Origin of the sequence: Novosphingobium aerophilum (genome assembly GCF_014230305.1) — a bacterium.
Lineage (GTDB): Bacteria > Pseudomonadota > Alphaproteobacteria > Sphingomonadales > Sphingomonadaceae > Novosphingobium > Novosphingobium aerophilum.
Genome location: NZ_JACLAU010000002.1, coordinates 150780 through 164549 on the forward strand (window position 1 = coordinate 150780; position 13770 = coordinate 164549).

Annotated in this window: 13 protein-coding genes and 1 tRNA gene; 5 read left to right on the forward strand and 9 right to left on the reverse strand. The window is 68.5% G+C overall.

What is annotated here, in order from left to right:
* Positions 1–117: 117 nt before the first annotated feature.
* Entirely contained in the window at positions 118–1134 is a 1017-nt protein-coding gene (locus H7F49_RS02875; protein ID WP_185682058.1) for a polyprenyl synthetase family protein, read from the reverse strand.
* A gap of 118 nt (positions 1135–1252) precedes the next feature.
* Here H7F49_RS02875 and H7F49_RS02880 point away from each other — a divergent pair, with 118 nt between their 5' ends.
* Complete coding sequence (locus H7F49_RS02880) at positions 1253–1573, forward strand: chorismate mutase (protein WP_185682059.1); 321 nt, start codon at positions 1253–1255, stop codon at positions 1571–1573.
* A 20-nt stretch (positions 1574–1593) separates the two neighbouring features.
* On the opposite strand, the gene H7F49_RS02885 is transcribed toward H7F49_RS02880, so the two are convergent.
* The 3 genes from H7F49_RS02885 to H7F49_RS02895 all read right to left on the reverse strand — a co-directional run bounded on the left by H7F49_RS02885 (position 1594) and on the right by H7F49_RS02895 (position 4107).
* A complete protein-coding gene (locus H7F49_RS02885) occupies positions 1594–2913 on the reverse strand; it encodes a sensor histidine kinase (protein ID WP_185682170.1) in 1320 nt (439 codons plus the stop codon).
* 99 nt (positions 2914–3012) lie between these two features.
* Positions 3013–3690, reverse strand: coding sequence for a response regulator transcription factor (locus H7F49_RS02890; protein ID WP_185682060.1), 678 nt, complete (start codon positions 3688–3690; stop codon positions 3013–3015).
* Positions 3691–3792: 102 nt separating this feature from the next.
* Positions 3793–4107 carry a PepSY domain-containing protein gene (locus H7F49_RS02895; RefSeq protein WP_185682061.1) on the reverse strand — a complete coding sequence of 105 codons (315 nt, stop codon included), beginning with the start codon at positions 4105–4107 and terminating at the stop codon, positions 3793–3795.
* 112 nt (positions 4108–4219) lie between these two features.
* On the opposite strand from H7F49_RS02895, the gene H7F49_RS02900 reads away from it, so the two are divergent.
* The gene (locus H7F49_RS02900) at positions 4220–6019 is read left to right on the forward strand and encodes an ABC-F family ATP-binding cassette domain-containing protein (protein ID WP_185682062.1); all 1800 of its coding nucleotides are present in this window, start codon (positions 4220–4222) and stop codon (positions 6017–6019) included.
* Between the two features lie 132 nt (positions 6020–6151).
* Here the strand turns inward: H7F49_RS02900 and H7F49_RS02905 are convergent, their stop codons facing one another.
* Together H7F49_RS02905 and H7F49_RS02910 are read right to left on the reverse strand one after the other, a co-directional pair.
* Positions 6152–7954 (reverse strand): DUF885 domain-containing protein, encoded by a 1803-nt coding sequence (locus tag H7F49_RS02905; RefSeq protein WP_185682063.1) that lies wholly within the window; start codon positions 7952–7954, stop codon positions 6152–6154.
* Positions 7955–8052: 98 nt separating this feature from the next.
* Positions 8053–8520: a DUF6456 domain-containing protein gene (locus tag H7F49_RS02910; RefSeq protein ID WP_185682064.1), complete on the reverse strand. Its 468-nt coding sequence runs from the start codon at positions 8518–8520 to the stop codon at positions 8053–8055.
* Between the two features lie 99 nt (positions 8521–8619).
* Here H7F49_RS02910 and H7F49_RS02915 point away from each other — a divergent pair, with 99 nt between their 5' ends.
* A complete protein-coding gene (locus H7F49_RS02915) occupies positions 8620–9195 on the forward strand; it encodes a helix-turn-helix domain-containing protein (RefSeq protein ID WP_185682065.1) in 576 nt (191 codons plus the stop codon).
* A 14-nt stretch (positions 9196–9209) separates the two neighbouring features.
* A complete protein-coding gene (locus tag H7F49_RS02920) occupies positions 9210–10397 on the forward strand; it encodes a glycosyltransferase (RefSeq protein ID WP_328806482.1) in 1188 nt (395 codons plus the stop codon).
* Between the two features lie 36 nt (positions 10398–10433).
* On the opposite strand, the gene secF is transcribed toward H7F49_RS02920, so the two are convergent.
* The 3 genes from secF to yajC all read right to left on the reverse strand — a co-directional run bounded on the left by secF (position 10434) and on the right by yajC (position 13428).
* Complete coding sequence (gene secF, locus H7F49_RS02925) at positions 10434–11411, reverse strand: protein translocase subunit SecF (protein ID WP_185682066.1); 978 nt, start codon at positions 11409–11411, stop codon at positions 10434–10436.
* 13 nt (positions 11412–11424) lie between these two features.
* A complete protein-coding gene (secD, locus tag H7F49_RS02930; RefSeq protein ID WP_185682067.1) occupies positions 11425–13032 on the reverse strand; it encodes a protein translocase subunit SecD in 1608 nt (535 codons plus the stop codon).
* Between the two features lie 66 nt (positions 13033–13098).
* Positions 13099–13428, reverse strand: coding sequence for a preprotein translocase subunit YajC (gene yajC / locus H7F49_RS02935; protein ID WP_185682068.1), 330 nt, complete (start codon positions 13426–13428; stop codon positions 13099–13101).
* A 239-nt stretch (positions 13429–13667) separates the two neighbouring features.
* Between yajC and H7F49_RS02940 the strand changes: the two genes are divergently transcribed.
* A tRNA-Pro gene (locus H7F49_RS02940) sits at positions 13668–13744 on the forward strand.
* Positions 13745–13770 lie beyond the last annotated feature (26 nt).

Below are 13770 nucleotides of genomic sequence, written 5' to 3' on the forward strand. Positions count from 1 at the left end.
CCCCAGACACCAGCCAGAACCCGCCCACCGGGGCAGCCTGACAGACGTCCTCAGAACCCTGTCAACCGTGTCAACCAGTTCAGCCCAGCCGCACCGAACCTGAACGTAATCGGCGAATCAGTACCGCCGCGCCACCGCGAACTCGGCCGCCTCGGCCATGGCCGAACGGGCGGGACCGGCGGGGAACACGGCGATCGCGTCGATCGCCCGCTGGGCATAGTGCCGCGCCCGCTCACGCGTGGCGGAAACGGTATCATGCTTGGCGATCAGCGCCACCGCATGAGCCAGGTCCTCGTCCTCGGTGCGGAAGCCGGCGATGGCCTCCTGCCAGAACCGGCGCTCTTCGGCACTGCCGCGGGCATAGGCCAGGATCACTGGCAGGGTCATCTTGCCATCCCGGAAATCGTCGCCCTTGCCCTTGCCCATCTCGTCGGCCTCGGAGTCATAGTCGATCGCGTCGTCGACCAGCTGGAAGGCGATGCCGAGGTTACGGCCATAGGCATCGAGCGCGGCCTCCTCGGCCTCGCTGCGTTCGGCCACCACGGCGGCGATCCGGGTGGCGGCGGCGAACAGCGCGGCGGTCTTGGCGCCGATGATCGACAGGTAATGCTCTTCGCTGGTTTCCACCCGGCGCTGCGCGGTCAACTGGTCCACCTCGCCCTCGGCGATCACCGAGCTGGCCTTGGACAGGATCTTGAGCACCTTGAGGCTGCCGTCCTCGACCATCAGCTCAAAGGCGCGGGTGAACAGGAAGTCGCCGACCAGCACGGTCGCGGGATTGCCGTAAACGATGTTCGCGGTCTGCTTGCCGCGGCGCAGCTCCGACCCGTCGACCACGTCATCGTGCAGCAGGGTGGCGGTGTGGATGAACTCCACCGCGGCGGCCAGCTTGTGGTGGCGCGCGCCCTGGTAATCGCACAGCGCCGCCCCGGCGATGGTCAGCATCGGCCGCATCCGCTTGCCGCCACCGGCGATCAGGTGCCCGGCCAGCGTCGGGATGAGGGGAATTTCGCTCTGCATCCGGTCCAGGATGATGGCGTTCACGCTGTTCATGCCCGGCGCGGTCAGCGACAGCAGGGGGGCCAGCGAAGGCTGGGGCGCCGCGGCGCGCAGCGGGATGATGTCAGCGCTCATGCCTGCGTCCTTGGTCAAGGGGCGGCGGTTCGTCAAGGGAACCCGATGGGCAGGACCGGTGGCGTGCCGGATTCACTGGCTTGGACTTGCCCCGCATCCCGTGCTAGCGGCCCTGCCGATGGCTCACGACAGGAACACTCTTGCGCCGGATCCCGCTCCGGATGCGGTTCTCGCCGGTTTTCGCGCCAGCATCGACAATATCGATGCGGCGCTGATCCACATTCTGGCCGAACGGTTCCGGATCACCAAGGCGGTGGGCGCCTACAAGGCGGCGAACAACCTGCCGGCGTCGGACCCGGGGCGCGAGGATCGCCAGATCGCGCGGCTTCGCAAGCTCGCCGCCGAGGCCCAGCTCGATCCGGATTTCGGCGAAAAGTTCCTGCGCTTCATCATCGACGAGGTGATCCGCCACCACCACCAGGCCCAGGCCGGCAGCTAGGCCTTGCCCGCGATCGATGGTTAGACAGCCGCCCGCGGCAGGCGCAGCCTGACGATCAAGCCGCCCAGGTCCTCGCTTTCGCCCAGCTCCACCGTCCCGCCATAGATCTCGGCCACGTCGCGGACGATGGCGAGCCCCAGCCCGGTTCCCGGCTTGCCGGTATCGAGCCGCGCTCCACGATCGAAGATCCGGGTCCGCTCGGCCTCGGGAATGCCGGTGCCATCGTCCTCGACCCAGATCTCGCAGGTGGCAGGATCGTCCGGCACGGCATCGATCGTGACGAAGACCGATCCGCCCCCATACTTGGCCGCGTTCTCGATCAGGTTGCCGAGGATCTCGTCGAGATCCTGCCGCTCCACCGCCACGGCCGCATTGCGGTCCCCGTCGAGATCGAAGCGGGTGCGGTCATAGAGCCGCGTCACCGCGCGCAGCACCGCCTCCACGCTTTCGGCCACGGTCGCGCGCGACTGGCCCACCGCACGCCGGCCGACCGCGCGGGCCCGGGCCAGGTGGTGATCGACCTGGCGCCGCATCACCGCCGCCTCGCGGATCACCGTGTCACCCAGGTCCGGAGCGCGGGCCGTGGCGGCGTTCATCACCACGGTCAGCGGGGTCTTGAGCGCATGGGCCAGGTTGCCGGCGTGCATCCGCGCCTCCTCGGCCTGACGTTCGGCATGGGCAAGCAGCCCGTTGAGCTCCTCGACCAGCGGCTGGACCTCCAGCGGCAGGGGATCGGTCACGCGGTTGGCCCCGGTGGTGCGCAACCGCTTGATCGCCATGCGCACGCGGCGCAGCGGGCCGAGCCCGTACCAGGTCTGGATCCCGGCCATCAGGAACAGACCGGCGCCCAGCACGATGAAGCTCCACACCAGGATCAGGCGGTTGCGCCGGATCTGGGCGTCCAGCTCCTTGCGGCTGGCGGCGACCACGAACCACCATTTGGTGTCGCTGCCCGGCAGGATGATCGACCGCTCCATCATCCGCAGCGGCTCGCCGGCGAACTGGTTGCTGTCATAGATGTGGGGTTCGTTGTCGAAGTGGCCGGCGCGGACCTTGAGGCTGCGGTCCCACAGCGAGCGCGAGGGGAAATCGTCATGCCCCGGTCCGCTGATCTGCCAGTACAGGCCCGAGTTGGGTTCAAGGAAGCGCTGGTCGCCCAGTGGGCGGTTGAAGAACACCTCGCCGGCCGAATCGACCTCGGCCGAGGCGACCATGGCGGTCAGCATGTAGCCCAGCTGATCATCGAGATTGCGGGTGACCAGGCCGGTCAGCGTCCGGTCGAGTGTCAGCCCGCCGACCAGCAGCAGGATGGTGATCCACCCGGCCGCGATCAGCATCATGCGGCGCGACAGCGAGCCGGTGTGCGCCCGCACGGCCGGTGCCGAAGTGGTGCCTTCGTCCGACTGGGCTGGATCCGTCACGCGCGCCGGTCGCCAGGGTCAGCCGCGCGGGGCTTCGGCCGGATCGTCCAGGCTGTACCCCAGCCCGCGGATCGTGGTGATGACGTCGGCCCCCAGCTTCTTGCGGATGCGCGTGACGAACACCTCGATCGTGTTCGAATCCCGGTCGAAGTCCTGATCGTAGATGTGTTCGATCAGTTCGGTCCGGCTGACCACCTTGCCCTTGTGGTGCAGCAGGTAGGACAGGAGCTTGTACTCCTGCGCGGTCAGCTTGACCGGCTCGCCCTTCAGCGTGACCCGCCCGGACCGGGTATCGAGCCGCACGTCACCGGCAATCAGCTCGCTCGACGAATTGCCCGAGGCGCGGCGGATCAGCGCACGCAGCCGGGCGATCAGCTCCTCGGTCTGGAACGGCTTGGCCAGGTAATCGTCCGCCCCTGCATCCAGCCCCGCCACCTTGTCGGACCAGCTGTCGCGCGCGGTCAGGACCAGCACCGGGAAATTGCGCCCTTCCTTGCGCCACATGCCGAGCACGGTCAGCCCGTCGATCTCGGGCAGGCCCAGGTCGAGCACGACGGCATCGTATTCCTCGGTCGAGCCCATGAAGTGCCCGTCCTCGCCATCGGTCGAAAGGTCCACGGCATAGCCGGTCTGCTCCAGCGTCGTCTTGAGCTGGCGGCCCAGGGTGGGTTCGTCCTCGACGATCAGGATGCGCATGTCAGTGGGTTCCCTGGAGACGGATGGTTCGGGCGGCGTGATGGGCAGAATAGCCCGGGGCGTCAAGCCGGGCGCCGGTCGCGGAGCGGGCCATGCCGGGGCCTAGCGACGGTCAAGCACCTGGCCGGTGCGCGCATCGACGTCGACGAAGACCACCCGGCCGTCGCGGATGAACTTGAAGCGATAGGCCATGGCCACGGAATCGTACTCGGGACCCAGGTATTGCATCCCCGCCATCATCGCGATGACGCGGGCTTCCACCTCGCGCGGGGGGCGGACGTTGCCGGCCCGGATCTCGCGCCGGAGCTGCGCCTGGGCGTCCTCGCCGGTCGCGGCGCGGGCCGGGCCGCAGCCCGCCGCGACGGCTCCCGCGATCGCGGCACCAAGCAGGAGGGACTTGCCGATCGAACGTTCCATAGCGCCCTGATGCCTAAGCCGGACGCGTTGAACAAGGTGTGAATGGCGTAGACGGCGCGCAGGGCCCGGCCTTTCCCTTGCCTTCCCGCCGCCCGCCGCCTAACGCCCCGCCATGGCCGCCGCACCGATCCTCTCGTGGGAGGGCCTCAGCCTGCAACAGGGCTCGGGCTGGCTCTTCCGCGACCTCGACATCCACATCGCCCCGCGCGATCGCCTCGCCCTGATCGGGCGCAACGGCGCGGGCAAGACGACCCTGCTCAAGCTGCTGTCGGGCGCGGTCGAGGGCGATCGGGGCACCCGGTCGGTCCAGCCCGGCACGCGCATCGTCACGCTGGAGCAGGACCCGTTCTTCACCGGCTTCGACACCCTGCTCGACTTCGCGCTGTCGGGCCGGGACGCCCCGCCCCGCCACGAAGTCGAGGCCATCGCCGGCCAGCTCGGGATCGATCTGTCGCGCCGGGCCGATAGCGCCTCGGGCGGGGAGCGCCGCCGTGCCGCCCTGGCCCGCGCCCTCGCCAGCGAACCCGACCTGCTCCTGCTCGACGAACCGACCAACCACCTCGATCTCGCCGCGATCGAATGGCTGGAGGGCTGGCTGCAGCGCTACAACGGCGCCTTCGTGGTGATCAGCCATGACCGCACCTTCCTGGAACGCCTGACCCGGGCGACCCTGTGGCTGGATCGCGGCTCGCTGCGCCGGCGCGAGATCGGCTTCGGCGGCTACGAGGCGTGGATGGAAGCGGTCTATGCCGAGGAGGCCCGCGCCGCCGAGAAGCTGGACGCCAAGCTGAAGATCGAGGCGCACTGGCTGGAGCGGGGCGTCACAGCGCGGCGCAAGCGCAACATGGGCCGGCTCGAGAAGCTTTACGAAATGCGCGCCCAGCGCGCCGCGATGCTCAGCCCGCAGGGCGCGGCCAAGCTCGCGCTGGCCAGTGACGATGCCAAGAGCAAGGCCGTGATCGTCGCCGACAAGGTCACCAAGCGCTTCGGCGAACGGGTCATCGTCAAGGACTTTTCCCTGCGCATCACGCGCCGTGACCGGATCGGCCTGGTCGGGGCGAACGGCGCGGGCAAGACCACGCTGCTCAAGCTGCTGACCGGCGAGCTGGAGCCCGACAGCGGCTCCGTCACCCTCGCCAAGACGCTCACCCCCATCGTCATCGACCAGCAACGCAGCCTGATGGCGCCGGACAAGCGGGTCCGCGACGTGGTGGCCGAAGGCGGCGACTGGGTGGACGTCCAGGGTGTCCGCAAGCACGTCCACGGCTATCTGAAGGACTTCCTGTTCGATCCCGGCATGGTCGAGGCCCGGGTCGGCACCCTCTCCGGCGGTGAGCGATCGCGCCTGCTGCTGGCGCGCGAGTTCGCCCGCTTCTCCAACCTGCTGGTGCTGGACGAGCCGACCAACGATCTGGACCTCGAAACGCTCGACCTGCTGCAGGAGGTCATCGCCGATTACGACGGGACCGTCCTGATCGTCAGCCACGACCGCGATTTCCTGGACCGCACGGTGACGATCACGCTGGGCATGGACGGGTCGGGCAAGGTCGATATCGTCGCGGGCGGCTATGCCGACTGGGAGAAACAGCGCAAGGCCCGGCTGGCCGGCAAGCCGGTCCAGCGGACCGACGCGGCGACGAAGGCATCGGCCGCCGCCCCGCCCCCGCCTGCAGCCCCGAAGAAGACCAAGCTGTCGTACAAGGATCAGCGCGACTACGATCTGCTGCCGCAGCGGATCGAGGAGCTCGCCGCGGCGATTGCCCGCGATGAGACGGCCCTGGCCGATCCCGCACTCTATGCCCGCGATCCCGCCCGGTTCGCGGCGCTGACCGCGGCAATCGACAAGGCCCGTGCGGAAAAGGATGCGGCCGAAGAGCGCTGGCTGGAGCTGGCCGAGCTGGTCGAGGGCTGATCAGGTCTATCCACCGATAACCGTCTGTCCCCGTTCGCCTCGAGCGCAATCGAGAGGCCGGGGGCAACGTGTCTCGACTGCGCTCGACACGAACGGGGACAGCTCAAGAGGGGTTTGGGCCAAACCGCCCCCTCACCCCGCCGCAAGGCGCTCCGCGATCCGCTCGTTCACCCGCCGGTCGAGCAGGGCCAGCGGCATCGACCCTTCGAGCAGCACGTCATGGAACCAGCCGAGGCTGAACCGGGCGCCCAGCTTCTGCTGGGCCCGGTTGCGCAGCTCGAGCCACTTGTTGTGACCGATCTTGTAGCTGCAGGCCTGGCCGATCGACGCGCAATAGCGCTCGATCTCGCGCTGGCTGCGGCCCTGGGTGAAGCCCGTGGTCTCGACCATGTAGCGGATCGCCTGCTCACGGGTCCAACGCTTGTGATTGAGCCCCGTGTCCACCACCAGCCGGGTCGCCCGAAACAGGAACGACTGCAGATCGCCGGCCCGCTCGATGCCCTTGTAGCCGCCGAGCTCGTCCGCCAGTTGCTCGGCATAAAGCGCCCAGCCTTCGCCGTAGGCCGAGATGAAATAGTTCTGCAGCAGCTTGGGCAGGTCACCGCCGAGACGGGCAACGCCGCCCTGCAGATGGTGGCCCGGAACCCCTTCGTGATAGGTCAGTGACGGCTGCTGGTACTTGGGCCAGTCCCCGGTGTCCTTGAGGTTGATCCAGTAGATCGCCGGGCGGGTGCCGTCGAGGGCCGACGGATAGTAGTATCCGTTGGCCGCGCCGTCCTGGATCTCCGGAGGAACGCGCCGGATTTCCAGGGTCTCGGTCGGCAGGCGATTGAAGGCCCGGGGCAGCAGGCCGGTCATCTTCGTCACATCGGCATTGAGCGAGGCGATCAACGCCTCGCGCCCGGCATCGGTGTTGGGGAAGCGCTGGTCCGCCGAGGTGTTGAGCGCGACGAGACGCGATCCCACCGAGCCCTGGGTGTAGCCGGCCTCCTTGAGGATCGCGTCGAGCTGCGCGGTCAGCTCGGCAACCTGATCAAGGCCGATCTTGTGGACCTCGTCCGGGGTCATATCGGTGGTGGTCGCATGGCGCAGGGCCATGGTGTAGATCGCCTCGCCCTGGGGCAGACGCCAGGCGCCGTCGCCGGGCCGGGTGGTGGTCTTGAGCCGTTCCAGCAGGGCCGCCTGGCGATCGAGCGCGGGAAAGACCCCGGTGCTGACGATCTGGGCCGCCCGGCGCTCCCAGTCCCCGGCCAGCCCCTTGGCCCGCGCCCGCTCGACCAGCGACTGCACCAGGCCACTCTGCTCGGCTGCGCCCGATCGCAGCTGGCGGATCTGCCCCAGCGCGAGATCGAGCGACCAGGCCGGCGCGACGATCGACCGGGCCGCCTCGGACCGCTGGAGTTCGGTTTCGGCATCGAGCGCGGTCGGAAAAGCGGCAAGACGCGCGAGGTAGGCCTCGGCATCGGCCCCGGTCTCGATCGTATGCTGGTTGGCGAGGAAATCGGGCACGCCGAAATAGGCCCCGTCCTGCTGGGAAATCGGATAGGGCGACTGCGCGCTCGACAGCCCGAACCGCGCCGGTTCGATGTCAGAATCGACGCGGAACAAGGCGATCTCGCGATTGCGGCGCATCGCCGGGCTCAACCCCGCCGGATCGATCGCCTTCAGCGCATCGCGCGACTGCCGGGCAAAGCGCAGGGCGGTCTCGCGCCCACCTGGGCCATAGTCGCTGAGCTGGCTCTTGAGCGCCGCGTAGGGCCCCTTGTCCAGCCCGAGCGAGGTCGCAGCTTCGGGCTCCAGCATCAGCTCGCCGTAGAACTGCCGATCCAGGGCATTGACCAGGCGATCGTCGGCGGGGGTGGCAGCCATGGCCAGCGGGATACGGCTGGCCAGCGCGGCGACGGCGCCACTCCCCAGAAACTGACGACGATCCATGTTTGCCCTCGATATCGTTGCAAAGGTGACCTGTTGGCACAGCCGCGCCGGGTCGGGCAAGCCGGGACACGGGCCCAAGTGCTTGATGGGCCATCGCTTCAGCGCAGACGGTAAAAGCCCGCGACCCGATCGAGCGCGAAGCGCAGCACCAGCTTGCCGCTGCGGCTGGGCCAACCCAGGCCCCGCTCCGCATCGGCCAGACTCTCTCCCGCGCAGACCACCCGCCAGAGCACATCGGACAACCCGGCACCCGCGGCCGCGACGGCGGCATGGAACCGCTCGCGCGCGGCCAATTGGCGCTCCGTCGCATTTAGGCCGGCGCCGACGCCGCCCAGCTTCACCGGGTCCCACCGCATGGTGGTTCCGGGAACCAGTTGCGCCGCCTCGAAATCGCGGCGCAGGCATTCCCCCGCTGCCAGTTCGCGATCGGTCAGATGCCCCCGCGCATGGAGCCAGGTCAGCGGGGATTCGGCGAGATTGACCGTCACGCTCCGCCCGTTGGGCGCCGGAACGCGCGGTCCGGGTCCCACTTCGGTCCACTCCCGCTCGACCAGATGACGCTTCATCGATTCATCCTCCCTCGGCGCGGTCACGTGCCAGTAAGCGCGGCTTGTAGGAAAGCGAAAACACCAATATGGTTATCGCTCAGCCATGGGAGAGGGCGCTTGATCAACCGCATCCGGGATATCCGCAAGGACAAGGGCCTGACCCTCGCCGATGTCGCGGCCCGCTGCGTTCCGCCCACCACGGCCCAGACGATCGGCCGGCTCGAGACCGGCATGCGGCAATTGTCGCTCACCTGGATGAACCGGATCGCCGCCGCCCTGCAGGTCGATCCGCAGTTGCTGGTGCGGAGCGAGCACGGCCTGGTCCCGATGACGGTTGCGCGTCTGACCGACAGCGGGGCCGAGGCCCTGACCCATCCGCGCGAGGCGATCCTGCCCAGCCAGATGGCCGGCGAGGATCCGCTGGTGGCCCTGACCATCGAAGCGAGCAGCGGGGAGTACCGGGCGGGCGATCAGTTGTGGCTGCGACAGATCGTCAATGACTCGGGGTGGGGTCGGCTGCTCAACCGTGACGTGCTGGTTCCCCGGCCCGCCGGCCGCTTTGCTTTCGGCCGGCTGGTCGACCGCGACGGGCGTCGGCTGGCCGTGTTGCCGCCGGGTATCGGCCAGCGCCAGATCGTGATCGAAAATCCGGCCTGGCTGGCGGTGGCCGCCATGCTCGTCCGGCCCCTGTGAATCAGCCTGACGCTGTGAGTCATCCTGGCGGGCGCCTGCGCGTCCTGTCCCTGGCCACGCTCTATCCCAACGCGGCCGCGCCCAACTTCGGGGTCTTCGTCGCGCGGCAGATGGAGGCCGTGGTCCGGACCGGCGCGGTTGACCTGACCCTGGTCAACCCGGTGGGGCTGCCCCCCTTCCCGCTCGACCGCCATTCCCGCTACCGCTCGCTCCGGGGCCTGCCGGAGCGCGAGACCTGGCACGGCGTCGACGTGCTGCGCCCGCGGTTCCGCCTGCTGCCGGCCATTGGCGGCCGCTTCAACCCCGGGGCCATCGTCCGCGCGGTGTGGCCGATCGTCCGCCGCCTCCACGCGGCGCAACCGTTCGACCTGGTGGATGCCCAGTTCTTCTATCCCGACGGCCCCGCGGCGGTTCGTCTGGCCGCAGCGCTGGGCGTGCCGTGCTCGATCAAGGCTCGGGGTGCGGACATCCATCACTGGGGACATGCCGCGGGCACGGCCGAGCAGGTGCGACGGGCCGGACAGGCGGCTGCCGGACTGCTGGCCGTGTCGCAAGGTCTGGCCGACGACATGGTCACCCTGGGCCTGCCGCGCGAACGGATCACCGTGCACCGCACAGGTCTGGACCGCACGGTGTTCCGTCCGCTCGACCAGGCCGCCTGCCGCACCGCCCTGGGTTTGCCGCAAGCGGGACCGGTGCTCGCCACGGTGGGCGCCCTGATCCCGCGCAAGGGCCAGCGCCACGCCATCGAGGCCCTGGCTGCTCTGCCCGAAGCCACCCTGGTGCTGGCCGGGGCCGGTCCGGACGAGGCGGCCTTGCGCGGACTGGCCCGGGATCGCGGCGTCGGTGAGCGGGTCCGCTTCCTGGGCCCAGTTCCGCATACCGATCTCCCCCAGGTCCTTTCGGCCGCCGACGTGTTCGTCCTGCCGACCGCCAGCGAGGGCCTGGCCAACGCCTGGGTCGAGGCCCTCGCTTGCGGAACCCCGGTGGTCACCACCCCGATCCCCGGCGCGCAGGAATTGCTGACCAGCCCCGATTACGGCCGTTTCGCCGGGCGTGACGGCCAGGACATCGCCATGGCGGTCAGCGACTTGCTCGCCCACCGCCCAACGCGCGAGGCGGTTTGCGCCGGAGCGGCGGGCTTCAGCTGGGAGGCCAACGCCGCCAGCCTGATCGATCACTGGCGCAGGTTGATCGTCTGATCCTGTGGTCCTGCCCGGGGACCAGGCGCTCAGGCCTCAGCCGCGTTCGCGGGCGAGGCGTTCCTGCTTGTCGATCTCGCTCTCGGTCGGGACGAAGCTCTTCGGGGTGACCTTCAGCCAGATCAGGATCGGCGCCGCCATATAGATCGAGCTGTAGGTGCCGACGAAGATGCCCAGCGTGATCGCAGCGGTGAAGCCGAAGATCACGTTCGGACCCAGCAGCAGCAGCGCGACCAGCGTGATGAGCATCGACAGCGAGGTGACGATCGTCCGCGCCAGCGTCTCGTTGACCGACAGGTCGAGCAGCTCGGGCAGCGGCATCTTGCGATACTTCTTCAGGTTTTCGCGGATGCGGTCGTAGACCACGATCGTATCGTTGAGCGAATAGCCGATCAGCGTCAGCAGCGCCGCGACGATGTTGAGATCGAACTCCATCTGGGTGATGGCGAACAGGCCCAGCGTCAGCGTCACGTCGTGGACCAGCGCGAACAGGGCACCCACGCCGAACTGCCATTCGAACCGGATCCAGATGTAGGCCGCGACCGCCAATGCGGCGAGGCCCAGCGCCTGGAATGCGGTCCAGCCCAGTTCCTTCGAAACCTTGCCCGAAACCGAATCGACCCCGTCGATCCGCACGTCGGCATGCTTGGCCTTGATATCGGCGGTGATGCGCTTGGCCATCGCGTCGGCGAGGCCCGCGTCCTTGTCCGACCCTTCCGGCAGCTTCATCCGGATCGAGACCTCGTTCGGCTTGCCGAACTGCTGGATGATCGGCTCGCCGAAGCCGAGCGCGGTGACCTCCTCCCGCAGCGGACCGACCGGAGCGGCGGCCGACTGGGTGAAGGTGACGCGGATCATCTGCCCGCCGACGAAATCGACGCCCATGTTCAGGCCGCGGGTCATCACCAGGGTGATGCTGGCGGCCATCAGCAGCAGGCTGACCACGTAGAACGGGACCCGCCAGCGCAGGAAGCGGATGTTGGTGTTGTCGGGGACGAGCTTCAGCAGTTTCACGGTCGGCTCTCCCTTACAGCGCGATTTCGGTGGGACGGGCGCGGCGCAACCAGTTGGCCACCCACATCCGCGTCATGGTCACGGCGGTGAACACCGAAGTGACGATGCCGATGACGAGCACCACGGCGAAACCCTTCACCGGACCCGAGCCGAAGATGAACATCAGCGCGGCGGCGATCACGTTGGTGATGTTGGCGTCGAAGATCGCGCGGCTGGCCTCCTTGTAGCCCATCTCCACCGCCTGGACGACGCGCCGCCCCCGGTGCCGCTCCTCGCGGATGCGCTCGTTGATCAGCACGTTCGCGTCCACCGCGGCACCGATGGTGAGCACGAACCCGGCAATGCCCGGCAGGGTCAGCGTGGTGTTGGCGATGGCCATGATCCCCAGGATCATCAGCACGTTCACAATCAGCGCGGCGCAGGCATAGACCCCGAAGCGGCCATATGTGACGAGGATGAACACGGCCAGCGCGGTCGTGCCGACCAGCATGGCGAGCATGCCCTTCTTGATCGAATCCGCGCCGAGATCGGGACCGACGGACCGCTCCTCCACCACCTTGAGATCGACCGGCAGCGCGCCCGAGCGCAGCGAGATCGCCAGCTGGTTCGCGCTTTCCACGGTGAAGTTGCCCGAAATCTGGGCACTGCCGCCCAGGATCGGCTCGTTGATGTTGGGCGCGGAGATGACCTTGCCGTCCAGGATGATGGCGAAGGGCTTGCCGACGTTCTCGCTGGTCAGCTTGGCGAACTTGGCACCACCGGCCTGATCGAAGGTGATCGACACCACCGGCCGGTTGTTCTGCTGCTCGAAGGTCTGCTGCGCGTTGGTCAACTGATCGCCCTTGATCCCGCCCAGCCGGCGAACCGCGAGAGTCGGCGCACCGCCGCAGGAACCGGCATCGGCGCAGGGCACGATCTGGCTGCCCGGGGGGACGATGCCCTGGGCCAGATCGGTCGGGCTGGCGGTGCTGTCGACCAGCTTGAATTCCAGCTTGGCGGTCTGGCCGAGCAGCGCCTTCAGCGCGGCCGGATCCTTCAGCCCGGGCACCTGCACCACGATGCGCTGCGCCCCCTGGCGGATGATCGTCGGCTCGCGCGTGCCAAGCGCGTCGATGCGCTTGCGCACCACCTCGGTCGCGGTGTCCATCGCCTGTGACACCGCCAGGTCGATCCCGGCCTGGGTGGGCGTCAGGACGATGCGGTTGCCGTCCAGCACCTGGATGTCCCAGTCACGCTGGCCGGTCAGCTGCGCGCCATTGGTCAGCGGCAGCACCGCCTCGCGGGCCTTGTCGAGCTGCGACGGATCGTCGACCAGGAAGCTGACCGTGCCGTCCTTGGTCGAGATATCGCCGATCCGCACGTCAGGCGCATTCTGCTTCAGCCGCTGGCGCACGTCCTCGTCCATCGCCTCGAGCCGCTGCCGGCGCACCTGGTCGGGATTGGCCTCGAGCAGGATGTGGCTGCCGCCGGCCAGATCGAGCCCGAGATTGACCTCGGGCCGGGGCAACTGGCTGGGCCAGCGCAGCTGGGCAAAGGCGAAGATCGAAGGGAGGGCGGCCAGCATCGCGATCGCGGCGAGCGACCAGTAGAAGGCCTGCTTCCAGCGGGGGAAATCGAGCATCGGTATCAGGCGTCCTGCTGCAGGAGTTCAGCCATTGTCATGGACCCCGGGGCAAGGGGGCGGAGCTCAGTCGTTGGCGGGGACGCCGCCGGGCTGCAACACGTCGGCGATCGTGGCCTTGACCGCGCGGACCTTGACGTTGGGGCCAAGCTCGAGTTCGACATAAAGCTCCTCGACCTTGATCACCTTGCCCAGCAGGCCACCGGCCGTGACCACCTGATCGCCCTTCTTGATCGCGGCCAGCTTGGCCCGCTGCCGCTTCTGCTGCTGCATCTGCGGGCGCAGGAGCAGGAAGTAGAACACAAGGCCCATGCCCACAAACGGGATGAAGCTGGTCCAGGCCGGCGGGGCGCCGGCGGTCGCGGCGGCGAGGAGGGTAAGAGAGGCGCTGCTCATGGAAGGATCATCGGCTTTCTGATCGAAGGACCGGCCCGCACCGCCCATGCCGGATCGGCATCGGGGCCCGGGCCGGCCGGAATGGGGCGCGGTTAGCAGCAATGTGGGGACGTGGCAACGCGAGCGCCAGCCCCCCGGCCGACGCTGCCGGCATCTGCCTCCCGCCGAGACATTTGCACCACCCCGCGCAAGCCCGCTTGCATCCTCACCGGAGCGTGCCTATAGGCCGCCGCTCCGGTCGGGACGTAGCGCAGCCTGGTAGCGCATCACACTGGGGGTGTGGGGGTCGGAGGTTCGAATCCTCTCGTCCCGACCAATATTTCAAGAACTTAGATCGATTTT